20 protein-coding genes are annotated in these 22,438 nt (G+C 67.7%); 7 read left to right on the top strand and 13 right to left on the bottom strand.

The features are described 5' to 3' along the window. Positions 1-49: 49 nt before the first annotated feature. Both trhP and QMB55_RS05370 read left to right on the top strand, forming a co-directional pair. On the top strand, positions 50-1,348 hold the full coding sequence (trhP, locus tag QMB55_RS05375; protein WP_497587648.1) for a prephenate-dependent tRNA uridine(34) hydroxylase TrhP: 1,299 nt from the start codon (positions 50-52) through the stop codon (positions 1,346-1,348). Continuing rightward, on the top strand, positions 1,345-2,454 hold the full coding sequence (locus tag QMB55_RS05370) for a hypothetical protein (RefSeq protein ID WP_497587647.1): 1,110 nt from the start codon (positions 1,345-1,347) through the stop codon (positions 2,452-2,454). The genes trhP and QMB55_RS05370 overlap by 4 nt, the downstream gene beginning before the upstream one ends. A gap of 74 nt (positions 2,455-2,528) precedes the next feature. Here QMB55_RS05370 and QMB55_RS05365 read toward each other — a convergent pair whose 3' ends face one another. The 9 genes from QMB55_RS05365 to QMB55_RS05325 all read right to left on the bottom strand — a co-directional run bounded on the left by QMB55_RS05365 (position 2,529) and on the right by QMB55_RS05325 (position 9,425). Further along, on the bottom strand, positions 2,529-4,415 hold the full coding sequence (locus QMB55_RS05365; RefSeq protein WP_497587646.1) for a methyl-accepting chemotaxis protein: 1,887 nt from the start codon (positions 4,413-4,415) through the stop codon (positions 2,529-2,531). Positions 4,416-4,557: 142 nt separating this feature from the next. After that, positions 4,558-5,184: a Maf family protein gene (locus QMB55_RS05360; RefSeq protein WP_497587645.1), complete on the bottom strand. Its 627-nt coding sequence runs from the start codon at positions 5,182-5,184 to the stop codon at positions 4,558-4,560. A gap of 4 nt (positions 5,185-5,188) precedes the next feature. Then, complete coding sequence (rlmH, locus tag QMB55_RS05355; protein ID WP_497587644.1) at positions 5,189-5,659, bottom strand: 23S rRNA (pseudouridine(1915)-N(3))-methyltransferase RlmH; 471 nt, start codon at positions 5,657-5,659, stop codon at positions 5,189-5,191. Positions 5,660-5,687: 28 nt separating this feature from the next. Beyond that, the gene (gene rsfS / locus QMB55_RS05350) at positions 5,688-6,047 is read right to left on the bottom strand and encodes a ribosome silencing factor (protein WP_497587643.1); all 360 of its coding nucleotides are present in this window, start codon (positions 6,045-6,047) and stop codon (positions 5,688-5,690) included. Between the two features lie 9 nt (positions 6,048-6,056). After that, entirely contained in the window at positions 6,057-6,737 is a 681-nt protein-coding gene (nadD, locus tag QMB55_RS05345; RefSeq protein WP_497587642.1) for a nicotinate-nucleotide adenylyltransferase, read from the bottom strand. Beyond that, positions 6,730-7,506, bottom strand: coding sequence for a BPSS1780 family membrane protein (locus QMB55_RS05340; protein WP_497587641.1), 777 nt, complete (start codon positions 7,504-7,506; stop codon positions 6,730-6,732). The genes nadD and QMB55_RS05340 overlap by 8 nt, the downstream gene beginning before the upstream one ends. Positions 7,507-7,567: 61 nt before the next feature. Next, positions 7,568-8,305 (bottom strand): BPSS1780 family membrane protein, encoded by a 738-nt coding sequence (locus QMB55_RS05335; RefSeq protein ID WP_497587640.1) that lies wholly within the window; start codon positions 8,303-8,305, stop codon positions 7,568-7,570. Positions 8,306-8,316: 11 nt separating this feature from the next. Continuing rightward, positions 8,317-8,655, bottom strand: a complete 339-nt coding sequence (locus tag QMB55_RS05330) for a DUF2782 domain-containing protein (RefSeq protein ID WP_497587639.1) — start codon at positions 8,653-8,655, stop codon at positions 8,317-8,319. 44 nt (positions 8,656-8,699) lie between these two features. Further along, on the bottom strand, positions 8,700-9,425 hold the full coding sequence (locus tag QMB55_RS05325; protein WP_497587638.1) for an LOG family protein: 726 nt from the start codon (positions 9,423-9,425) through the stop codon (positions 8,700-8,702). A gap of 15 nt (positions 9,426-9,440) precedes the next feature. Here QMB55_RS05325 and polA point away from each other — a divergent pair, with 15 nt between their 5' ends. After that, positions 9,441-12,236 (top strand): DNA polymerase I, encoded by a 2,796-nt coding sequence (polA, locus tag QMB55_RS05320; RefSeq protein WP_497587637.1) that lies wholly within the window; start codon positions 9,441-9,443, stop codon positions 12,234-12,236. 28 nt (positions 12,237-12,264) lie between these two features. Here the strand turns inward: polA and QMB55_RS05315 are convergent, their stop codons facing one another. The 3 genes from QMB55_RS05315 to norR form a co-directional block, all read right to left on the bottom strand. Continuing rightward, positions 12,265-13,323 (bottom strand): flavin reductase family protein, encoded by a 1,059-nt coding sequence (locus QMB55_RS05315; protein WP_497587636.1) that lies wholly within the window; start codon positions 13,321-13,323, stop codon positions 12,265-12,267. A 66-nt stretch (positions 13,324-13,389) separates the two neighbouring features. After that, positions 13,390-15,054 carry a hydroxylamine reductase gene (gene hcp, locus QMB55_RS05310; RefSeq protein ID WP_497587635.1) on the bottom strand — a complete coding sequence of 555 codons (1,665 nt, stop codon included), beginning with the start codon at positions 15,052-15,054 and terminating at the stop codon, positions 13,390-13,392. Positions 15,055-15,212: 158 nt separating this feature from the next. Next, the gene (gene norR / locus QMB55_RS05305) at positions 15,213-16,796 is read right to left on the bottom strand and encodes a nitric oxide reductase transcriptional regulator NorR (protein ID WP_497587634.1); all 1,584 of its coding nucleotides are present in this window, start codon (positions 16,794-16,796) and stop codon (positions 15,213-15,215) included. Between the two features lie 126 nt (positions 16,797-16,922). Between norR and QMB55_RS05300 the strand changes: the two genes are divergently transcribed. From QMB55_RS05300 to QMB55_RS05290, 3 genes are all read left to right on the top strand, one after another. Then, positions 16,923-17,363 carry a LexA family protein gene (locus tag QMB55_RS05300; protein WP_497587633.1) on the top strand — a complete coding sequence of 147 codons (441 nt, stop codon included), beginning with the start codon at positions 16,923-16,925 and terminating at the stop codon, positions 17,361-17,363. A gap of 16 nt (positions 17,364-17,379) precedes the next feature. Then, on the top strand, positions 17,380-18,663 hold the full coding sequence (locus QMB55_RS05295; protein ID WP_497587632.1) for a Y-family DNA polymerase: 1,284 nt from the start codon (positions 17,380-17,382) through the stop codon (positions 18,661-18,663). Between the two features lie 69 nt (positions 18,664-18,732). Next, positions 18,733-19,155: a hypothetical protein gene (locus tag QMB55_RS05290; RefSeq protein ID WP_497587631.1), complete on the top strand. Its 423-nt coding sequence runs from the start codon at positions 18,733-18,735 to the stop codon at positions 19,153-19,155. A gap of 33 nt (positions 19,156-19,188) precedes the next feature. On the opposite strand, the gene QMB55_RS05285 is transcribed toward QMB55_RS05290, so the two are convergent. Further along, on the bottom strand, positions 19,189-21,204 hold the full coding sequence (locus tag QMB55_RS05285; protein ID WP_497587630.1) for a methyl-accepting chemotaxis protein: 2,016 nt from the start codon (positions 21,202-21,204) through the stop codon (positions 19,189-19,191). 139 nt (positions 21,205-21,343) lie between these two features. Here QMB55_RS05285 and QMB55_RS05280 point away from each other — a divergent pair, with 139 nt between their 5' ends. After that, a complete protein-coding gene (locus QMB55_RS05280) occupies positions 21,344-22,354 on the top strand; it encodes a glycerophosphodiester phosphodiesterase (RefSeq protein WP_497587629.1) in 1,011 nt (336 codons plus the stop codon). The last annotated feature ends 84 nt before the right edge of the window (positions 22,355-22,438 follow it).

Below are 22,438 nucleotides of genomic sequence, written 5' to 3'. Positions count from 1 at the left end.
TAAAATCGGGGTTCTTAGCATTCTACCTCGTCCCCCCTCGGAAAGTTCCATGACTGTGTCACGCCCCGGCCCAGAACTGCTGGCTCCGGCCGGTTCGCTTGCGATGATGCGCACCGCGTTCGCCTTCGGCGCCGATGCGGTCTACGCCGGCCAGCCGCGCTACAGCCTGCGCGTACGCAACAACGAATTCGGCCGTCTCGAGACGCTGGGCGCGGCAATCGCCGAAGCCCACGCCGCCGACAAGGCCTTTTACGTGGTCAGCAACGTCCTGCCGCACAACGCCAAGGTGCGCACCTACCTCGCCGACATGGCGCCGGTGATCGCCCTGCGTCCCGACGCCCTGATCATGGCCGACCCCGGCCTGATCGATCTGGTGCGCGAAGCCTGGCCCGAGCAGACGATCCACCTTTCGGTCCAGGCCAACACGGTCAACTACGCCGCCGTGCGCTTCTGGAAGAAGCTCGGCGTGCGCCGCATCATCCTCTCACGCGAGCTTTCACTCGACGAAGTCGCCGAAATCCGTCAGGAATGCCCGGACATCGAACTCGAAGTCTTCGTGCATGGCGCGCTGTGCATCGCGTATTCCGGGCGCTGCCTGCTCTCCGGCTACTTCAACCGGCGCGATCCGAACCAGGGCACCTGCACCAACGCCTGCCGCTGGGATTATCAGGTCCACGCCGCCGAGCCGGACGCGAGCGGCGACGTGCAGGCCTGCCACCGCGCTCCGGAACAGAAAACCTGGCTGCTCGAGGAACGCGAGCGCCCCGGCGAGCTAATGCCGATCGAGGAAGACGAGCACGGCACTTACCTCATGAACTCGAAGGACCTGCGCGCCATCGAGCACGTCGAACGCCTCGTCGCCCTCGGCGTCGACTCGCTCAAGATCGAGGGCCGCACCAAGTCGCCCTACTACGTCGCCCGCGCCTGCCAGAGCTACCGCCAGGCCATCGACGACGCCCGCGCCGGACGCCCCTTCGATGCCGCCCTGCTTGGCGCGCTCGAAGGCCTCGCCAACCGCGGCTACACCGACGGCTTCTACCAGCGCCACCACGACAGCGAGCGCCAGAACTACCTGCGCGGACATTCCGAATCGGCGCGCAGCCTCTACGTCGGCGACGTCGTCGGCTGGGACGCGAGCACGGGGCGCGCCGAAATCGACGTCAAGAACCGTTTTGCCGTCGGCGACCGGCTCGAAGTCATCCACCCCGCGGGCAACCGCGAACTCGTCCTCACCGCGCTGCACAACGCCGCCGGCGACCCGATCGCCGTCGCCCCGGGCAACGGCCACCGGGTCTTCATCGACTTGCCCGCCGAGCTTGCCGGCGCCCTGCTGGCGCGCTTTCTGTGAGCCACCCGCCGCAGGCACCGCGCCCGGCCCACCTCTTCGTCGACCTCTCGGCCCACGGCCTCGGCCACCTGGCGCAAACCGCCCCGGTACTCCAGGCCCTGCGACGGCGCCACCCCGGGCTGCGCCTGACGCTGCGCAGCGCGCTGCCGAACGCGCGCCTGCGCGCCCGCCTCGGCGATGCATTCGGAACATTCACCCACCTCGAGGCCGCCAGCGACTTCGGCTACGTCATGCACGACGCCACCGAAATCGACCTCGCGGCCAGCGCTGCCGCCTACCGCGCCGCGCACGCCGACTGGCCGACGCGCGTCGCCGCCGAGACGGCCTTTCTCGCCGATCTGGCGCCCGACCTCGTACTCAGCGATGTCGCCTACCTGCCGCTGGCCGGGGCCGCACGCGCCGGCATTCCCGCCTTCGGCATGTGTTCGCTCAACTGGGGCGAACTGTTCGCCCACTTCTTCGCACACGAGCCCTGGGCGCCACCGATCCAGGCCCAGATCGACGCCGCCTACGCCGGCGCCCCCTTCCTCCGCCTGACCCCGGCGATGCCCATGCCACGCCTGGCGCACAGCCTCGACCTGCCGCCGGTCGCCGTCCCCGGCCGGGCCCGCCCCGCCGAACTGCGCGCCGCGCTCGGCTGCGCCGCCGACGTCCGTCTGGTGCTGGTCGCGTTCGGGGGTTTTGCCAAGGCCTTGCCGCTCGAAGACTGGCCGGAACAGAACGGCCTGCAAATCCTGATTCCGGGCCTCGGCCAAAATCCACGGCCTGACGTCGCCGATCCGGCGACGCTCGACTTCAGCTTCTCCGACCTGCTCGCCAGCGTCGATGCCGTGCTCACCAAGCCCGGCTACGGCACCTTCGTCGAAGCCGCGTGCGCCGGCATCCCGGTGCTCTACCTGCGCCGCCCCGACTGGCCGGAGCAGGACGCGCTGATCGACTGGTTGCACGCCAACGCCCGGGCGCTCGAGATCGACGCCGCCACCCTGGCCCACGGCACGCTGGCGCCGGCGCTACAACGGCTGTGGCAGCAGGCGCCGCGCCCCCGCTCGGAAGCCGACGGCGCGGCGCGCGTTGCCGACCTCCTGAGCGCCGCGCTCTCCGCCTGAACAGCGCGGACGAGCGCCGGCCCGCATGATCCGGGCGCCCCGAACGGCGCTGCGAAAAGCAGCGCCTGACCGAGCTACAGCTTGAAGCCGGAAAGCAGCTCGCGCGTTTTTCCCGCGCGCTCGGCCAGTTGCGTCAGTTCGCGGCGGGCCAGCTGCAGCGCCTCGTCCTCGGACATGACGCGGTTGTTGATCTGCTCGGTGGACTGCGCCATCGAGGTCGTCGCCCCTTTTTGCTCGTTGGTCGACAACGCGATGTCGCCGACCCGCTCGACCGCGAGCTGAATTTTCTGCTCGATCTCGGCGATCCGTTCGGCCGCAGCCCGCGACAAATCGACCCCGCGCCGTACCGTGCCCACCGTCGTCGTCATGCTCGTCCCGGCCTGCGCGGTTTGCGCCCGGACCGACTCGATCATCTGCGCAATCTCGATCGTCGCCTTGGCCGTGCTTTCAGCCAGTTTGCGCACCTCGTCGGCCACCACCGCGAAACCGCGCCCCTGCTCGCCGGCGCGCGCGGCCTCGATGGCTGCATTGAGTGCCAGCAGGTTGGTCTGATCGGCAATACCCTTGATGACGTTGACGATGCCGCTGATTTCCTGTGAACGGCTGTCCAGGCTGTTCAGAATTTCCGCCAGCTCTTCGACCTGGCGACCCGAGCTTTCGGCATCCCGGGCCACCCCGTCCACGTCGCTCACGCTTTGCCGCGAAAGCTCTTCGGTATCGCGCATCATCCGATCGACATCGTGCGCGTTGTCGGCGATGTGCGAGACCGCCACGGTGATTTCCTCGATCGCAGCGGCATTGGCGCTCGCCGTCTCGGAGAGCTGCATCGACTCGCTGGCGATCGTGTCGATCACCGCGTTCAGGCGCTGCACGCCCTCGGCCAGCCGATTGGCTTCGTCGCGCAAGCTGCCGAACATGCCGCCCAACTGTTCCAGGAACTGGTTAAACGCGCGTGCGGTCTGGCCGATCTCGTCTTCGCTGGAAATCTGCAGGCGAACCGACAGGTCGCCGCCGCCCCTGGCGATGTCCTGCATGCGGTCGCGAATCTGGCGCATGCCCGCCAGCATTGTTCGCGTAATCGTCCCGGCCAAGGCCGCCGCGATCAGCACCACGACCAGCAGCGTACCGGCCAGCGTCAGCAGCAGGCGCTGCAGCGGTTGCAGGACGATCTCCTTGGACAGCGAAACGCCGAGAATCCAGTCGCTGTCCTTGACCGGAGAGAGCAACATGAAGCGCTCGCCGTCGGCACGCACGGCCGTGAACATCCGGCCATCGCTCGCGGCACGGGCAATCCGCTCGGGCGTCAGCTCGGCAACGATCGAAGTCACCGGTTTGAGGACCGCGTCCTTGTTGGGATGGACAAGGACCGTTCCGTCCTTGTGCAGGATGAAGGCGAACCCCTCGCCCGGAAGGCGCACGGAGAGAATCTCCTTGACCACCTGAGCGATCGACATGTCGTTGGCCACCACCCCTCGGGTTTTGCCGTTGTCCTGCACCACGGAGGCCAGGGACATGATCAGCGCGCCGGTGAAGGCATCGACGTAGGGCTTGCTGACGAACACCTTGTTCGGCCCGGCCGCTTCAGCCCCCTGATACCACGGACGCTGCGTCGGATCGTAGCCATCCGGCACTTTCTGCGGCTTGGAAAAGACCATGCGTTTGTCCGGCGAGCCGGCGTAGACCAGGTCGAAACCGCCCGCTTCGGCGTAGCGCGCGTAGTACTCCGCCGCCTCCGGACGCCCGACGACCGGGCGCAGGGAAGCAATCATCGCGGTCCGCGCTTCCAGCCAGGTCGCGACGGCAAAGGCATAGCCGGTGGTCGCACTGCGGGCATCGCGTTCGACGCCGTCCAGCAGCTGACTGCGCAGCTGCTGGTAAGAGAGGACACCGACGGCAAACACCGCGCCGCTGATGAGAACGACGACGAAAGCCAGAATGCGCGCCTGCAAGGATTTGAGCATATCCCCTCCGTGAGCGATTCGAACGCGGACGGAATCGGGTCAGAATCCGGGCAAAATCCGGCCCTCCGTCCGGCACCGCTCTCCAAGTATGGAAGGCTCTGGACAGGAGTCAAACCGCGTTGCGCGCGGGCGTGGCCAGGGGCTAGGCGAAGTCCGGATTGAAGCGGCGCAACAGGACGACGGTGTCGTGCAGCGGCAGACCCATGACGCCGCTGTAGCTGCCGACCAGATGCTCGACGAAGGCTCCCGCGCGTCCCTGGATCCCGTAGGCGCCGGCCTTGTCCATCGGTTCGCCGCTGGCCACGTAACGGCGGACGGTCGCTTCGTCGAGAACGGCGAAGCGGACCTCGCTGACCGAGAGCGCCGTTTCCAGACGGGTTTCGTCGGCCAGGGCGACCGCGGTCAGCACCCGGTGCGTACGCCCCGAGAGGCGTTGCAGGATGTGCAGGGCGTCGGCGGCATCGGCCGGCTTGCCGATCACCTCGCCCTCGAATTCCAGGGTGGTGTCCGCGGCCAGCACGGGCTGCGGGCGCAGGCGGCGGCGCGCGGCAATGCGCACGCCGTGCTCGGCCTTGGCCCGCGCCACGCGCTGCACATAGTCGAGCGGCGCTTCGCCGGGCAGCGGAGTTTCGTCGACCTCGGCGTCAGCACGCGCACCGCTGCGAAAGAAAAGCGTGTCGAAGGTGACGCCGATCTGGGCCAGCAATTCGCGCCGGCGCGGACTGCGCGACGCGAGGTAAAGGCGCGGCGGCTGGTTGTGGATCGTCATCGGCTCAGCCTTCGCGGTGGTAGGGGTGGTTGCGCACCACGCTCAGCGCGCGGTAGAGCTGCTCGCACAGGATCAGGCGGGCCATGGCGTGCGGCAAGGTCAGGCTGGAGAGGCGGATCGTGTCGTGCGCGCGCTGTTTGATCGAGGCGTCGATGCCGTCGGCCCCGCCGATGACAAAAGCCGTGTCGCCCCCCTCGCGCATCCAGGCTTCGAGCCGCTCGGCGAGCTTGAGCGTGGTGAGGTCGGCGCCGCGTTCGTCAAGGACGACGATGCGGGCGTAGCCGGCCAGGGCGGCATCGATCCGGGTGCGCTCGGCGGCGAGCAGCTGCTCACGGTTCTTGCCGGCACGCGGTTCAGGCTTGATTTCATGGATGGCCAACGGCAGCTCGCGCGGCATGCGCTTGGCGTATTCGTGGCAGCCGGCCGCCACCCAGTCGGGCAGTTTGTGGCCGACCGCCAGGATGCCGAGCTTCATCGGCGAGTCATCCGAGCCATCCCGAAACTCAGGCCGCGGCCGAGGGGCGAGCGCCGCGCATCGGCGCCTTGCCGCCCCACAACTCTTCGAGGCTGTAGTAGCTGCGCACCGCCGGCTGCATGACGTGGACGACGACGCTGCCGAGATCGACGAGCACCCATTCGCCGCCGTCCTCACCCTCGACCGAGAGGACCTCTTCGCCGGCTTCGCGCACTTTGTCATGGACGTTGCGCGCCAGCGAACGAACCTGGCGGTTGGAATCGCCGCTGGCGACGACGATGCGCTCGAACAAGGGGGTCAAACGGCTGGTGTCGATGACTTCGATGTCGCGCCCCTTGATGTCTTCGAGGGCGGCGACGGCGAGTTCGGTCAATTGCGTGGCATTCATAGAACTGGACTACTCCGTGTACAGGCGATGGGTCTGGAGATACCCGATCAGGGCATCGGGCAACAGGTAGCGCACGCTTTCGCCTTTGGACAGCGCGGCCCGGATCCGGGTTGCCGAAATATCGAGCGGGGTCATCGCAAAGCTGACGATGCGCCCGGCCGGCGCGGCCCGCAGGTCCGCCGGATCGAGGCTGCGGCGCTGCTCCAGCAGCCGCGCCAACGGCGGCGGCAGGGCGGCGGCCTCAAGCAGGTAGCCGGGACGGTGCGCGACGGCCACGTGCGCCAGTTCGAACAAGGCCTCCCAGCGGTGCCAGGCAGACACGCCGGCGAAGGCGTCGGCGCCGAGCAGCAGGACCAGCGGCCGCTCGCTGCCGAGTTCATCGGGACGACGCAGGCGTTCGAGCGTCGGCACGGTGTAGCTCGGCCGGTCGGCTTCGACTTCGGCGGGATCGACCGTGAACCGGGGGTTGCCGGCGGTCGCCAGGCGCACCATCTCGAGGCGCTGGCGGGCGGCAACGCGAGGCGCCTCGCGCAGCAGGGGCTGGCCGGCGGGAATCCAGCGCACCCCGGCAAGTCCGAGGGCATCGACCGCCTCCTCGGCCAGACGCAGGTGGCCCAGATGGACCGGATCGAAGGTGCCGCCGTAAAGGCCCAGCGGCGCGCCGGAAGGAGGACGCAGGGACTCAGTCATTCTCGTCGTCGAAGACGAAAACCTCGCGGTAGCTGACGTAGAAGCTGGCGTACAGGGTCGGCAGGATGACGAGGACGATCAGCGTGGTGAACATGACCGAGAAGACCTTGGAGACCTCGGCGAACATCAGGCTCAGCATGCCGACGATGATGCCCGGCAGGATCGCCCCGAAGACCAGCGCCGCGCCGGCGTAGGTCAGGAAGGCGCGCCAGTTGCGGGCGCAGGCGACGAGGCTGAAGAAGAGGCCCTTGGCGGCCTGCAGGTTGTGCCAGGCGACGAGCACCGGGGCGAACCAGAAGGCCATGATCAGCGGCACGAACATGGCCATCGCCAATTGGCCCGCGACGATCACGTCGGCGCTGATCAGGGTGTCGCCGGAGGGGCGCTCGCCGAGCACGATCAGGCGCAGCAGGGTGCCGTCGTCGAACACCGAGACGAGGCCCAGGATGCCGACGCTGAGCGCGCCGTAGGCGAAACCGAGGACCAGCAGCGTCCCGAGGTTGCGGCGGAAGCCCGAAAAGAGAATCTGCGGCGGGACCGGCACGTCGTCCTCGACGCAGCGGAAGAGGTTCATCAGGCTGACCGCGAAGACCGGGATGAGCAGCGTTGCGGCGACCTGGCCGATGAGGGGCAGGGAATTGATGAGGGCCATCAGCACCCAGTAGCCGAGCACCACCAGGGTCACCATCAACTGCTTCTTGCGGAACAGCAGGAAGCCTTCGCTGATCCAGCGCCAACCGCGCGAGGCGGGAAGATTCAGAGCTTGCATAGACGTTACGGCAGGCGCGCCGGCAGGCGTCCGGGGACGCAGGACCGGTGCGCGCAGGGGTTCAATGGGCGACGAAGATGTCCCGGTATTGCGCGTAGATCGAGCCTGCGAGCACCGGAGCGAGAACGAGAAAACCCAGCCCGGCGGGCAGGGCGGCAAAGAAGGCGAGGACCAGCACGAAAATCCCGTACACCAGCATCGGCACCAGGTTTTTCAGGTTGGCGGCGAAGCTGGCCTTGAGGGCATCGATGGCTTCCATGCCGTTGAACAACACCAGCGCCGGCGCAAACCAGACGCCCATCATCAGGGGCACGGACAGCAGCAAGGAAACGAGCAACGCCAGCACCATGCCCCCCACCGCCATCCCGGCGCCGGCCATCTGACCGAGCAGCAGGCCACTGGCCATGCTGCCGCCGCTGATCATCGCCGCGACCATCAGGATGACCAGCATGCCGACCATGTACAGCACGCCGACCTGAACGAGCTGGCGCGAATGCACGCGGAAGCCGGCGAACATGTCGTTGATTTCGATCTTCTCGCCCTTGGCGGCCTTGTCGGCCACCTGCAGCAGACCGGCCAGCAGCAACGGCGTGAGCAGGTAGGCGGCCAGCGCGCCGATCCACGGCACCACCTGGACACCGAGGAAGACGAGCAGGCTCAAGAGGGCGATCGCCACCCACATCCCGGGATTGACGAGAAACAGGGTCCAGCCCTGCTTGAACCATTCGAAGGCGTTGCCGGGCGGCACCGAACGGCTGCGGCCGTCGAAAACCGGGGCGGGTAGGGGAAAGTTGTCCATGAGGCGCGGAATCAGAAGGTGTGGATCACCCACATCGGCAGGACCACGGGCTTGTCGCCCGGCCCGTCGTGGCGGATGAAGTTGCCGTCGCCGTTCGGGTCGACCAGCGTATAGGGCGGTGCATTCTCGGGACGCACGATGACTTTGTACAGCTTGCCGTTGACCCGGTGCTCCTCGACCAGCTCGCCCTCGCGGGCACGGATCGTCACCTGCGGCTCGATGCCGGAATCGATGGTGGTCAGGCCGGGCGGATCGGCAGGCATGGGGGGCGGGGGGGGCGACTGGGTCTGGGCCAGGGCCGTGCCGGCGACGGCAGCCGCGAGAACGAGAAAGGCAGCGATTCGACGCATGACGGACGGTCCTGGAAGGAGTAAAAGGGCAACGGCGAATTGTATTACAGATTGAGCAGCATCTCGCGTTCGCAAGGCAGCGGCGCGAAGCCGCGCGTCTCATAGTGTTTGAAAATTGCATCGACGACGTCTCCGGGTTCGTCGATGAGCTGGATGAGGTCCATGTCCTCGGGCGAGATCATGCCCTCGCCGACCAGCGTTTCCTTGAACCAGTCGACCATCCCGCGCCAGAACGGGGTGTGCACGAGGATGATCGGGATCTTGCGGCTCTTGCCCGTCTGCACCAGGGTCAGCGCCTCGAGCAGTTCGTCGAGCGTGCCGAAGCCGCCGGGCATCACCACGTAGGCGTTGGCGAAGCGGACGAACATGTACTTGCGCGCGAAGAAGTGGCGGAAGGTTTGCGAAATGTCCTGGAAATCGTTGGCGACCTGTTCGTGCGGCAGCTGGATGTTGAGCCCGACGCTCGGCGACTTGCCGAAGTAGGCGCCCTTGTTGGCGGCCTCCATGATCCCCGGGCCGCCGCCCGAGATCACCGAGAAGCCGGCGTCGGAAAGGCGGCGGGCGATCGTCTCGGTCAGCGTGTAGTACGGCGAGCCGGGGCGCACGCGCGCGCTGCCGAACACCGTCACCGCCGGCCGGATGTGGGCCAGGCGCTGCGTCGCCTCGACGAACTCTGACATAATGCCGAAAACCCGCCAGGCCTCCTGCGAAGCTGCGAACTTCGAGGCGTTGGGGTCGGCGAGGTGGGGTATCTTGTCCTTTTCGCTCATCGTCTTTTCCCGAATATGCCCATCCTGCTGCTGGTCGACGGTTCGTCGTATCTTTACCGCGCTTTCCACGCCATGCCCGACCTGCGCAACGCGCAGGACGAGCCGACGGGAGCGATCTACGGCGTCCTGAACATGCTACGTCGCCTCGATGCCGACTACAAGGCGCAGGACGTGGTCTACAAGGCCTGCGTCTTCGATGCCAAGGGCAAGACCTTCCGCGACGACTGGTATCCCGAGTACAAGGCCAACCGGCCGCCGATGCCCGACGACCTCGTGCGTCAGATCGCGCCGATCCACGCGGGCGTCGAAGCGTCCGGCTGGCCCATTCTCTCGCTCGCCGGCGTCGAAGCCGACGACGTGATCGGCACGCTGGCCCGCCGCGCCGCCGAACAGGGCTTCGACGTGGTCATTTCCACCGGCGACAAGGACATGGCCCAACTGGTCGGCCCGCGCGTGACGCTGGTCAACACCATGAGCAACGAAATCCTCGACGAGGCTGGGGTACTGGCCAAGTTCGGCGTCCCGCCCGAACGCATCGTCGACTACCTCACCCTGGTCGGCGATGCCGTCGACAACGTCCCCGGGGTGAGCAAGTGCGGCCCCAAGACGGCGGTTAAATGGCTGGCCCAGTACGGTTCGCTCGACGGCGTCATCGCCGCCGCGCCGGACATCGGCGGCGTGGTCGGCGAGAACCTGCGCCAGGCGCTCGATTTCCTGCCGCTCGGGCGCAAGCTGGTCACCGTCGCCTGCGACCTTTCGCTGGTGCCGCCGCTCGCCGAACTCGCACCGCGCCCGGCCGAACGCGAGCGCCTCGTCGAACTGTTCACCCGTTACGAGATGAAGTCCTGGCTCCGCAGCCTCGGCGACGGAAGCGAGGCCCCGGAAGCCAATACCCATGCGCCCTCCCGTCGGGCTGCAGCCCCCGTCCCGACGCCTTCTCAGGCCATCGACTTCCCCGTCGAGCTGATCGACGACGCGGCACAAGGATTGCACCGCGCCCACTACGCGACGATCCTCGACTGGCCCACCTTCGACGCCTGGCTGACGAAAATCGAGGCGACGCCGCTCGTCGCGCTCGACACCGAGACGACCAGCCTCGATCCTTTCGCCGCCCGCCTCGTCGGCATTTCGTTTGCCGTCGCGCCGGGCGAGGCCGCCTACCTGCCGCTCGCGCACGATTACGCCGGCGCCCCCGAGCAATTGCCGCTCGAAGAAGTACTCAAGCGACTGAAACCCTGGCTCGAATCGGCGACGCAGGCCAAGATCGGCCAGCACCTCAAGTACGACCAGCACGTCTTCGCCAACCACGGCATCGCCTTCGCCGGCGTGGCGCACGACACCCTGCTCGAATCCTACGTCCTCGAAGCCGGCAAGGACGGCGTGCGCGGGCACGACCTCGGCCAGCTGGCGCTGCGCCACCTGGGCTTGAAGACCATTCCTTACGAGGAACTGTGCGGCAAGGGCGCGAGCCAGATCGGCTTCAATCAGGTCGCGCTCGAACAAGCCGCCGCCTACGCCGCCGAGGACGCCGACCTCTGTCTGCGCCTGCACGCCAAGCTTTACCCGCAGCTCGCCGCCGACGCGGGCTTGAAGCGCGTCTATGAAGAAATCGAACTGCCGGCGCGCGAGGTGCTCTTCCGCATGGAGCGTGAAGGGGTGCTCGTCGACGCGGGCCAACTCGCCGCGCAAAGCCACGAGCTCGGGCTACGCCTGATCGAACTCGAACGCCAGGCACACGAGCTCGCCGGCCAGCCCTTCAACGTCAATTCGCCCAAGCAGCTCGGGGAAATTTTGTTCACCAAGCTCGGCCTGCCGGTGAAGAAAAAAACACCGTCGGGAACGCCGTCAACCGACGAGGAAGTGCTCTCCGAACTGGCGCTCGACTACCCGCTGCCCAAGGCGTTGCTCGAAGCGCGCCAGCTCGCCAAGCTCAAGGGCACCTACACCGACAAGCTGCCGCGCATGATCAACGCCCAGACCGGGCGCGTGCACACCAGCTTCGCGCAGGCCGTCGCCGTCACCGGCCGGCTCGCCTCGAGCGACCCCAACCTGCAGAACATCCCGGTGCGCACCGCCGAAGGCCGCCGCATCCGCGCCGCCTTCATCGCCAAGCCCGGCAGCCGGCTCGTCTCGGCCGACTATTCGCAGGTCGAGCTGCGCATCATGGCGCACCTCTCCGAAGACGAACGCCTGCTCGAAGCTTTCGCCCAGGGCGAGGACGTGCACCGCGCCACCGCCGCCGAAATCTTCGGCCTCACCCCCAGCGAAGTCGGCGCCGACCAGCGGCGCGTCGCCAAGGTCATCAACTTCGGCCTGATCTACGGCATGAGCGCCTTCGGCCTCGCCCGCCAGCTCGACCTCGAACGCGGCGCCGCGCAGGCCTACATCGACCGCTACTTCGCCCGCTACCCGGGCGTCGCGCGCTACATGGAAGAAACGCGCGAAGCCGCTCGCGCCAAGGGCTACGTCGAAACGGTGTTCGGCCGCCGCCTGTGGCTGCCCGAGATCCGCGCCAGCCAGGCCGGCCGCCGCCAGGGCGCCGAACGCGCGGCGATCAACGCGCCGATGCAGGGCACGGCGGCCGACATCATCAAGCTGGCGATGGTCGCGGTCGAACACTGGATCGAGCGCGAAGGCCTGCAGTCGCGGCTGCTGCTGCAGGTGCACGACGAACTGATCCTCGAAGTGCCCGACGCCGAGCTCGAACGCGTGCGCGCCGAACTGCCGCCGCTGATGACCCAGGTCGCCCAGCTGCGCGCGCCGCTGCTCGTCGAGGTCGGCGTCGGCGCCAATTGGGACGAAGCCCACTGACGCAATAAAGCGCCTGCGGGCGTTCGCCTCACGCCAGACTGACGCTCACCTCGCCGTTGACCGTGGTGCTGCACGCCAGCACCACGCCCGCAGCGATCTCATCTGCGGTCAGCGGAACGGTGCTCGTGCTCGTCACGGCACCGGCATCGCCTTCGACCTTGCACTTGCACGAACCGCAGACGCCCGTCCGGCAAGCGCCGACGATGGGCACCCCGGCGCCTTCGAGGGCGTCGAGCAGCAGTTCGCCCGCGGCGATCTCGGCATCGATGCCGAAGGCCGGCACCTGCAGGCGGTGCCGCGCCGCATCGGCGGCGACCTCCGCGGCGGCGGAAAAATAATGCTCGCGCCGGATGTCAGCCGCCGCCACGCCCAACTCGCAGAGCCAGTCGGCGACGTCGTCCATGTAGGCAGACTGGCCGCACAGCCAGGCGCGAAGACCGTCCGGAGTACGCAGGGCGGCGCGCAGCCGCGCCGCGTCGAGGCGGCCGGCGTGCGCCGGTAAACGCCCTTCGGGCTGGCTGAGAAAAAGATGCAGGCGAAAACGCGGGTGCGCCGCGGCGAGCGCGCGCAGTTCTTCGGCATAGAGCACGTCGGCATCGCTGCGGGCGCTGTGGAAGAAGTCGATCTCCACCGGGCCGGCGCTGGCTTCGCGCTCGAGCAACCAGCGGGTCATCGACATCAACGGGGTGATGCCGCTGCCGGCTGAAAAGAGGGCGATGCGCGCCGGCAGATCGGCATCGCGCGCCAGGCCGAAGTCGCCGGCCGGCGCGCGGGCCGGCAAGGCCATGCCCTCGTGCCAGTGATCGAGCAGCCAGTTCGAGACGCGCCCGCCGGGCACGCGCTTGACGCTGATCGCCAAGCGATCGCTGGCATTCGGACTGGAGGCGATCGAGTAGGCGCGCCAGTGGGTGCGCCCGTCGAGGTCGACCCCGAGCGAGATGAACTGCCCGGGATCGAAGTCGAAGCGGCGCGCGTCGGGGGCAGCCAGGACGAAGGTCGCGCAATCGCGCACCGCGTCGCAGCGTGCGCGACAGACAAGCGGCGTATCGCCCTGCCAGACAGGGAAGGGTTCTGCGTTGGAGTTCATGAAGGACACCGGGGAAAACGCTCCGCGCGTCTTGGCCGCGCGCGGAGCAGGGTCAGGGCAAACGCATCAGGCGGCAAGCATCTCCGCCAGATCGCTGTCCACGTCACCGATCAGGCGCAGGCCGAACTGCTGGTTGAGCGTGGCGATCAGGTTCGGGGTCAGGAAGCCCGGCGCGGTCGGGCCGACGCGGATGTCCTTGATGCCGAGCGAGAGCAGGGTCAGCAGGATGACGATGGCTTTTTGCTCGAACCACGAGAGCACCAGCGACAGCGGCAAGTCGTTCACCCCGCACTCGAAGGCGTCGGCGAGCGCCAGCGCCAGCTGGATCGCCGAGTAGGCATCGTTGCACTGGCCGATGTCGAGGAAGCGCGGGATGCCGTCGATGTCGCCCAGTTCGAGGGTGTTGAAACGGAACTTGCCGCAGGCGAGCGTCAGGATGAGCGTGTCTTTGGGCGCGGCCTGAACGAGGTCGGCGTAGTAGCTGCGCTCTTTCTTGTCGCCGTCACAACCGCCGACGAGGAAGAAGTGGCGGATCTTGCCCGCCTTGACCGCGTCGATGACCGCCGGCGCGGCGCCCATCAGCGCGTTGCGGGCAAAGCCGGTGGTGGTGTAGACCGGCGCCACGTCGGCGGCAAAGCCCGGCTGGGCTAACGCAGACTCAATGGCGACAGAAAAATCGCTGCCCTCGATGTGGGTCACGCCGGGCCAGCCGACGATGCTGCGGGTGAAGATGCGCGCGCCGTACTGACCCACATTGGGATCGATGATGCAGTTGGAAGTCATCACGATCGCACCCGGGAAGGCGGCGAATTCCTTCTGCTGGTTCTGCCAGGCCGTGCCGTAGTTGCCCACCAGATGCGGGTACTTCTTGAACGCCGGATAGGCGTGCGCCGGCAGCATCTCGCCGTGGGTGTAGACGTTGATGTCCTTGCCCGCGCTCTGCTGGAGGATGAGTTCGAGGTCGTGCAGGTCGTGGCCGGACACGAGGATCGCCTTGCCGGCGATGGGCTGGGTGTTGACCCGCGTCGGCTCGGGATGGCCGAAGGTCTCGGTCTCGCCTTTATCGAGCATTTCCATGACCTTGTAATTGAGTTGGCCGATGTCCATCGCGCACTGGAAGAGCGCGCCAGCGTCGGCCGGCTGCGTGCCGAGGAAAGCCATTAGTTCGTGGAAGCGGCCGGCGACCTCGGCGTCGGTCTGGCCGAGCACGCGCGCGTGCTCCATGTAGGCGGCGGCGCCCTTCAGGCCGTAGAGGCACAGGAGGCGCAGACCGAGCACGTCTTCGCCGACTTCTTTTTTCTGGCGATTCAAGGCGAACTGCACGGCATCGGTGAGCATCACCGCACGCGCGTCGGGCAAACGGTAGTGCGCGGCCGGCGGCAGCGCTTCGGGCGCCTGCCCCTGTTCGGCGCACGCCGCTTCGTAGTTAAGACGCAAGGTGTTGCGATGGGTCTCGGCGCGGCGCGCGAAGTCGACGATGCGCTCGGCATCGAAGTTCACGTTGGTCAGCGTCGAGAAAAAGGCCTGCGGCACGTAGGTATCGACCTCGGCATCAATGACGCCGACCTTGCGCGCGGCAACGGCATAGGTCGACACGGCCTGCAAGAGATGCACGAGCGTGTCCTGCAGGTCAGAAACCTCGCCGGTCTTGCCGCACATGCCGCGCGTGTAGCTGCAGCCGGCGTCGCCCTGGGGAGTACGGATGGTGTGTTCGCATTGCACGCAAAACATGAGGATGCCCTTGTGGTTGCTGTTGGAGATGGATTTCCTTTAGCGAAGGGCGTGCCAGGCGCGCAAGACCTTGTTTTTCCTCGCTCAGTGTGTGGAACCAAGGCCTTTACGAGTCAATCCGACCCGGAAAGAATGGAGTCGAAACGACTCACAAAGAGTCAATCCGACCCGCCGTCCAGCTCGAAGTCCACACCCAGCCGACGCGCCAACCGGCGCAGGTTGGCACGGTCGAGTTCAAGGCGCTGCGCGGCTTGCGTCCAGTTGCCTTGACAGGCCGACAGGGCATCGACGATCAGCCGGCGCTGGTAGGCATCGACGGCGTCGCGCAGCCCGCTGCCCCGCAGTGGCGCGCCCTCCGGGACCGCCAACGCCGGCTTTTCAGCGCTGTCTCCCAGGCTTGCGGCCGGCAAGGCCAGATCCGCGGCGCTCAAGAGCACGCGCGCATGCCCGTCGCGCCGCGCCGCCTTGACGCAGGCACGCAGCAGCACGTGTTCCAGTTCGCGCACATTGCCCGGCCAGTCGTAGTCGGCGAGCGCGGCGAGCGCTTGCGGGTGCAGGTCGATGCGCGCCACGCCCAGACGATGGCGCGCTGCGTCGAGGAAATAGCCGGCCAGCACGCCCAGGTCGTCGCGATGGCCGCGCAGCGGCGGCACGGCGATCGGGTAGACGTGCAGGCGGTGATAGAGGTCGGCGCGGAAGCGTCCGGCCTCGACTTCCTGCAAGAGGTCGCGGTTGGTCGCGGCGATCACGCGCACGTTGACGCGCACCGCCTCGTCGGCGCCGACACGCTGGATTTCGCCCTGCTGCAGGGCGCGCAGCAGCTTGGCCTGGAGCCCGAGCGGCAGTTCGCCGATCTCGTCGAGGAAGAGCGTACCGCCGTGCGCCAGTTCGAACTTGCCGGCGCGGTCGGCATGCGCGCCGGTGAACGCCCCCTTCTTGTGGCCGAACAGCTCGCTTTCGGCCACGCTCTCGGGCAGCGCCGCACAGTTGATCTGCACCAGCGCCTGCTCGGCGCGCGGCGACAGCGCATGCACGGTGCGCGCGACGAGCTCTTTCCCCGTCCCCGTCTCGCCGGTGATCAGCACCGCGAGGTCGGTCGCGGCGACGGCGGCGATCTCGCGCCGCAAGGCGTGCATCGCCGCGCTGCGACCGATCAGGTGGCCCTCGCGGCGCAGCGCTTCCTGCATCAGGTCGTGCGCGATCTGCCGCTGGCGTTCGCCCGACTGTTCGAGCGCCCGGATCAGCGCCACGTTGCGCAGCGTCGCCGCGGCAAGCGCGGCAAAGGCGCCGACGGTGGCGTCGCCAACCTGATCGAAGGCCCGCGGGTCGGCGGCGTCGAGAGTCAGCACGCCGACCAGTTCGCGGTCGACGTGCAGGCTACAGCCGAGGCAGGCATGCACCTGCTTGGCCGATTCGAGGTCGCCGGGCAGCAGACCGTCGAAGGGGTCGGGCAAGGGGCTGTCGGCGGCAAAGCGCAGCGGCGCGTCGGCGGCCAGGATCTGCGCCAGGCGCGGGTGCGCCGCCGGGGCGAAGCGCCGCCCCATCAGCTCGGGCGACAAGCCGTGGCTGGCCATCGGCACCAGCACATCGTCCTGCAGGTGGAGCAAGGTCACGGCATCGCACGGCAACACCTCGCCGATCGCCGACACCAGGCGCTGGAACTGCACCTCGCCGGGCATGGTGGTGGAGAGATCGACGGCGATCTGCCACAAGGCACGATCGATGGCTTTCTGAAAACGCATGGCACCCCACGGAAGACGCCTCGCGGCGAGAGGATCAGTATCGCAGCGCCGGACTGGCAAGTCTTTGATTCATGTGGTACTGTATTTATATACAGTTAACTTGTCGTCACTTCGACGCCTGCACGCATGCCCGCCCCTGCCGCCGACCTGCACTCGGCCCACCCCGCTCCGCCGTACGCGCCGCGCCCGCTCGACGGCGGCACGCTTTCGGCCGGGTTCCCATCGCCGGCCACCGACCACGACGAACGCCCGCTCGACATCAACGATTATCTGGTGCGCAACCCGGTGGCGACCTTCTTTTTCCCCGTCGAAGGGCGATCGATGGAGGGCGCCGAAATCTTCGCCGGCGACATTCTGGTCGTCGATCGCAGCGTCATGCCGCGCCACGGCCACATCGTCGTCGCCTTCGTGAACGGCGAGCGTCTGGTCAAGCGCCTGCACCGCCGCGCCGGCCGCGTCGCGCTGCTCGCCGAGCACCCCGACTATCCACCGCTGGAGATCGACGAAGCGCTTGAACTTGTCGTCTGGGGCGTCGTCGTCGGCAAGTTCAAGCGCCTGTCGGTCTGACCTTGCCCCCTTCGCCATGCCGGTCTTCGCCCTCGTCGACTGCAACAACTTCTTCGCCAGCTGCGAGCAGCTCTTCGACCCGCGCCTGCGCGGCAAGCCGGTCGTCGTTCTCTCCAACAACGACGGCTGCATCGTCGCGCGCAGCGCCGAGGCCAAGGCGCTCGGCGTGCCGATGGGCCAGCCCTGGTACCAGGTACGGGCTGCGGCGCAGCGCCACGGCATCGTCCCGCGCTCGTCGAACTACGCGCTCTACGCCGACATGAGCCGGCGCGTGGTCGAAGTGCTCACCGCCTTCGCACCCGAAATCGAGGTCTATTCGATCGACGAATCCTTCCTCGCCCTCGACACCGTCCCGCCCGACGCCCGACTGGCGCACGCCGCCGCCCTGCGCGAGCGCGTACGCCGCTGGCTGGGACTCGCGGTCTGCGTCGGCATCGCTCCGAGCAAGACTTTGGCCAAGCTCGCCAACCACTGCGCCAAACAAGGCCTCGCCAGCCGCGATGGCATCTGCGATTTCTCCGCCTTGCCGCCGGCCGCGCTCGATGTGCTCCTCGCCCGCCTGCCGGTGGGCGAAGTCTGGGGCGTCGGCCGACGTCTCGCGCCGCGCCTCGAGGCCGAAGGGCTCGCCAACGTCCGCGCCCTGCGCGACGCCGACCCGGCGCGCCTCGCCCGCCGCCACTCCATCGTCCTCGAACGCATCGTGCATGAACTGCGCGGGGTCTCCTGCCTCGACCTTGAAGACGTGGCCGGCGCGCGGCAGCAGATCCTGCGCAGCCGCTCCTTCGGCAGCCGCATCTACGCCGTCGCCGAACTGCGCGAAGCGGTCAGCCACCATGTCGCGCACGCCGCCGAGGCCCTGCGCGCCCAAGGCTCGCTGGCCGGCGCCCTGGCCGTCTCGCTGCGCACCGGCTGGCACGCCGCCGAGAACGAGCGCTACATCGCCCACCTCGGCCGCCCGCTCGCGCCAGCGACCGACGACACGCGCATACTCACCACAGCCGCGCTGCGCCTCGTCGACACGCTCTACCGTCCGGGCTACGCCTACGCCAAGGCCGGCGTCCTGCTGAGCGAACTTTGTCCACGCCGGCCGCGCCAGCCCGACCTCTTCGCCGCGCCGGACCCCTCCCCGGCCAGCGCACGCCTGATGCAGACGCTCGACGGCATCAACGCGCGCTGGGGACGCGACACCTTGCGCCTGGCTGCAGAAGGCACGACGCAGGCCTGGCAGATGAAACGCGCCCACCTCTCGCCGCACTACACCACCGACTGGAAAGGCCTGCCGGCAGTGCGCGCCGGCTGAGGCGCGCTGGGCGGCGCGCGCGCCTTCGGCTATCCTGAACGGGCCAACGCCCCTCCAAGGAAGTCCGTCATGCCGCCGCGCCTCACCCGCCTCCGCTTCGTCCCGGCCCACGCCTGCGCCGTCCTCGCCGCCTGCACGCTCCTCGTTACGGCGCTGCCCGGAAACGCCGAGACGCCGCCCGGCGACCTGCCCTACGTGAGCGGCGGCATCGGCGAAGAAGAACTCGCCGTCCTGCGCCTGGTGCGCGGCGACTACAACCTGCGCCTGCTCTTCGCCGACCAGTCCGGCACCTACCTCTCCGGCATCGAGGCCCGCATCCTCGACGCGCACGGCAAGACCGTCCTCACGGTCAAGGATGCCGGCCCCTTCCTTTACGTCCGCCTGCCGGCCGGGCACTACCGCATCGAAGCCCGCTACGCCGAACGCACTCAACGGCAAGACATCGAGCTGGCGGCCACGACCACGGGGCGCGACAAAATCTTCCGCTGGTAAGGCGGGCCCAAGCCCGCCCCGACGCGCCCGGCATCAGACGCGATATCGGCTGACCTGGGTGCGCAGCGTTCCGGCAATGCGGTCGAGTTCGAGCGCATCGGCAGCGTTGTGCTGCATCGTCGCATTGGCTTCCTCAGCCATGCCGGCGATGTGCTCGACGCGCTGGGCGATGTCGGTCGCCGTGCTCGCCTGCTGCGCCGTGGCGTGCGCCACCTCGCGCACGCGGGTGAGCGACTCGTTGGCCTGAGCCAGAATCTCGCCCAGCACGTCGGCCGCGGCGTCGGCCATGCGTCGTCCGTCCTCGACCTGCGGCACCGCCGCCTCCATGCCGAGCACGGCCTGCCCGGTCTCCTGCTGCACGCGCTCGATCATCTGCGCAATGTCGTTGGTCGCGGTACCGGTGCGTTCGGCGAGCTTGCGCACTTCGTCGGCCACCACCGCGAAGCCGCGCCCCTGTTCGCCGGCGCGCGCCGCCTCGATAGCGGCGTTCAAGGCCAACAGATTGGTCTGCTCGGCAATCTCGCGGATCACCCCGGCGATGCCGCCGATTTCCTGCGAGCGGCTTTGCAGCAGCCGAATCTGGGCCGCCGCGTCGACCACCGTCGACCGCACCGCGCCAATCCGTTCGGCCGCCTGATGCACGATCGCCGCGCCCTCGGTCGACAAGGCCGCGACCCGCTGCGAGTTCTGCTCGGTGGCCTGCGCGGTGTGCGTCATTTCGTCGATCGAGACGGTCAGCTGTTCCAGGCTGGCGGCAGCGGCGGACGTCGCTTCCGCCTGGCTGGATGCGGCTTCGCCGATCTCGCGGCTGGCGGCAGCCAGCGACTCGCTGCGGCGCGCGATGGCGCCAGCCTCGTCGATAATGCCCGAGAACACCTCGCGCAATCGTTGCTGCATCTGGGCCAGCGAATCGAGCATGCTGCCGGCCGGCGCAACGATGTGCCCGCTCAGATCGCCGGCGGCGATACGCGCCGCCAGGGCGGCCGCGTCCTGCGGCTCGCCTCCCAGCGGACGCAGCACCAAGCGACGCACCAGCCAGGCGGCCAAAACCGCCAACAGTAAGGCGGCGACGAACATCGCGGCGATGATCAGTTGCGTCGTCTGTTTCGACAGGGCGTGCACTTCGTCCGCATCGATCGAGATGTGCACCTGCAGGTCCCACGGCGCGAACGTACGGAAGATCGAGTACTTGTCCACCAAGCCGCGCTGGGGATCGCGCCAGCGGTACTGAATGAAGCCCTCGGCCTGATCGGCGACCTTGGCCAGAAAAAGCTCGTCCTGCCCATCCTTGAGGGTCAGGGCGTTCTGCCCTTCGATGCGCGGGTGGATCAACATGCTCCCGCGCGACTCGCCGCGACCGACGTCGAATGCGAAGACATAGCCTTCCTTGCCGATCCGGATGCCCTTGATCTCATCCTTCAGCGTCTTGAGGCTGTCGGTGAAATCGACACCGACAAACAAGGCGCCGACAACCTCGCCGCGCGCATCACGCACCGGCTCGTAGCGCGTCATGTAATCACGGCCGAACAGCCGCGCCCGACCGAGGTAAACCTCACCCCGGAGCAAGAGCGCTTGTGCCGGGTGCGCATTGCCGAGGGCAGTCCCGACCGCACGCTGGCCATCCTCGCGCTTGAGCGAGGTTGCAATGCGATAGAACGCATCTCCCTGGCGCACGAAAATCGTGGCGACCGACCCGAGCGTGGCCGTGAAGCGGTCGAGCGCCGCGGTCTCGCCGTTCAATATCCGATCGTTGAGCTGCAGGGCCGGCAACTCGACCCCGGCGCCGGCCACCGGCGTCTCGCGCGCCAAATGCCAGTGCCCGTTGAACGACTGGCCCAACACTTTCATGTGGTCGTTGGCCAGACGTTCCGATTGTTGTCGGTAGGAATCGAGCATATTGACGAGCAAGGCCGATTGCGCGCGCATCTGACCCACCGACTGGTCGCTCAAGTCACGCCAGGTGCGCAAACCGACCAGCAAAGCCACCAGTAGGCCGGCCAGCGCAAAGCTGCCGCCCAAATAGATCAGGATTTTCGTTTGCAACTTCATTTTTTTCCCCGCACCCCGCGATGGGGTTGCAATAATGTTCATGTTTTCTGGGCGCAGCCGTACGCGGGCTGCCCTTCATTTTTCTTTTCTCGACCGCGATCCCATGCGACGCCTCGTCCTTCTGACCGGAGCCCTGCTCATGACCCTCTCCGTGCCCGGCCTCGCCGGCCAACCGTTGATCCTTGGCCACCGCGGCGCGGCCGGCCATCTGCCGGAACACACCCGTTCCGGCTACATTCTGGCGATCGCCGCGGGCGCCGATTATATCGAGCCGGACCTCGTTTCCACGCGCGACGGCGAGCTTATCGTCCGTCATGAGAACGACATTTCTGAGACCACCGACGTCGCCCAGAAATACCCCGCTCGCAAAACCCGCAAGGTGGTGGACGGCAAAACCATAGCCGGCTGGTTCACTGAAGACTTCACCCTGGCCGAAATCAAGACCCTGCGCGCCCGCGAGCGCCTGCCCTTCCGCAACCACGCGCACGACGGGCGCGACGAGGTCCTCACCCTGCAGGAGGTCATCGACCTCGCCAAGCGCGCCAGCGCCGAATTCGGGCGGACCATCGGCATCTACCCGGAAACCAAGCACCCGAGCCATTTCCGCAGCATCGGCCTGCCCCTGGAAGAGAAGCTCGTCGCCATCCTCAAGGCCAACGGCTACGACGCGCCCGATGCCCCGTGCTTCATCCAGTCTTTCGAATACGGCAACCTGCAGGCGCTGCGCACGATGATTTCGACGCCGCTGGTCTTCCTGATGGAAGCCGCGCACCGCCAGCCCTACGACTTCGTCCTCGCCGGCGACCCGCGCACCTACGGCGACCTCACCCGCCCCGAGGAACTGGCCAAGATCGCCCGCTTCGCCCAGGGCATCGGCCCGAGCAAGCGCCTGATCGTCCCGGCCAAGGCCGACCGCACGCTCGCCGCACCGACCACCCTGGTCGCCGACGCCCACCGCGCCGGCCTGCTCGTTCATCCCTACACTTTCCGCGACGAGCCGATCTTTCTCGCCCCCGACTACGCCGCCGATCCGCAGGCGGAATACCTGCAGTTCTTCCGCCTCGGCGTCGATGCCGTTTTCTCCGATTTTCCCGACAGCGCCTTCCGCGCCCGAGCACGCTATCTGAGCGAACGCTCGTCGGCACCGTGAGCGGCGAGCCGGCGCGCGCTGCGACACGGTTTTCGCCCGGCGTCGGCAATTTCCGGTCGTCGGCGGCAATGAAAACCGAGTTTT

The organism is Propionivibrio sp. (assembly GCF_041441355.1).
Classification (GTDB): Bacteria; Pseudomonadota; Gammaproteobacteria; order Burkholderiales; family Rhodocyclaceae; genus Propionivibrio.
This window is presented reverse-complemented; position numbering and strand designations above follow the sequence as displayed.

Coding starts and splice junctions, on each gene's coding strand:
- polA (WP_497587637.1), top strand. CDS start 9,441: ATGCCCATCCTGCTGCTGGTCGACGGTTCGTCGTATCTTTACCGCGCT.
- QMB55_RS05290 (WP_497587631.1), top strand. CDS start 18,733: ATGCCGCCGCGCCTCACCCGCCTCCGCTTCGTCCCGGCCCACGCCTGC.
- QMB55_RS05295 (WP_497587632.1), top strand. CDS start 17,380: ATGCCGGTCTTCGCCCTCGTCGACTGCAACAACTTCTTCGCCAGCTGC.
- nadD (WP_497587642.1), bottom strand. CDS start 6,737: ATGACTGAGTCCCTGCGTCCTCCTTCCGGCGCGCCGCTGGGCCTTTAC.
- QMB55_RS05340 (WP_497587641.1), bottom strand. CDS start 7,506: ATGCAAGCTCTGAATCTTCCCGCCTCGCGCGGTTGGCGCTGGATCAGC.
- QMB55_RS05300 (WP_497587633.1), top strand. CDS start 16,923: ATGCCCGCCCCTGCCGCCGACCTGCACTCGGCCCACCCCGCTCCGCCG.
- QMB55_RS05315 (WP_497587636.1), bottom strand. CDS start 13,323: ATGAACTCCAACGCAGAACCCTTCCCTGTCTGGCAGGGCGATACGCCG.
- rlmH (WP_497587644.1), bottom strand. CDS start 5,659: ATGAAGCTCGGCATCCTGGCGGTCGGCCACAAACTGCCCGACTGGGTG.
- QMB55_RS05365 (WP_497587646.1), bottom strand. CDS start 4,415: ATGCTCAAATCCTTGCAGGCGCGCATTCTGGCTTTCGTCGTCGTTCTC.
- QMB55_RS05285 (WP_497587630.1), bottom strand. CDS start 21,204: ATGAAGTTGCAAACGAAAATCCTGATCTATTTGGGCGGCAGCTTTGCG.
- QMB55_RS05360 (WP_497587645.1), bottom strand. CDS start 5,184: ATGACGATCCACAACCAGCCGCCGCGCCTTTACCTCGCGTCGCGCAGT.
- QMB55_RS05330 (WP_497587639.1), bottom strand. CDS start 8,655: ATGCGTCGAATCGCTGCCTTTCTCGTTCTCGCGGCTGCCGTCGCCGGC.
- norR (WP_497587634.1), bottom strand. CDS start 16,796: ATGCGTTTTCAGAAAGCCATCGATCGTGCCTTGTGGCAGATCGCCGTC.
- trhP (WP_497587648.1), top strand. CDS start 50: ATGACTGTGTCACGCCCCGGCCCAGAACTGCTGGCTCCGGCCGGTTCG.
- QMB55_RS05280 (WP_497587629.1), top strand. CDS start 21,344: ATGACCCTCTCCGTGCCCGGCCTCGCCGGCCAACCGTTGATCCTTGGC.
- QMB55_RS05335 (WP_497587640.1), bottom strand. CDS start 8,305: ATGGACAACTTTCCCCTACCCGCCCCGGTTTTCGACGGCCGCAGCCGT.
- hcp (WP_497587635.1), bottom strand. CDS start 15,054: ATGTTTTGCGTGCAATGCGAACACACCATCCGTACTCCCCAGGGCGAC.
- rsfS (WP_497587643.1), bottom strand. CDS start 6,047: ATGAATGCCACGCAATTGACCGAACTCGCCGTCGCCGCCCTCGAAGAC.
- QMB55_RS05325 (WP_497587638.1), bottom strand. CDS start 9,425: ATGAGCGAAAAGGACAAGATACCCCACCTCGCCGACCCCAACGCCTCG.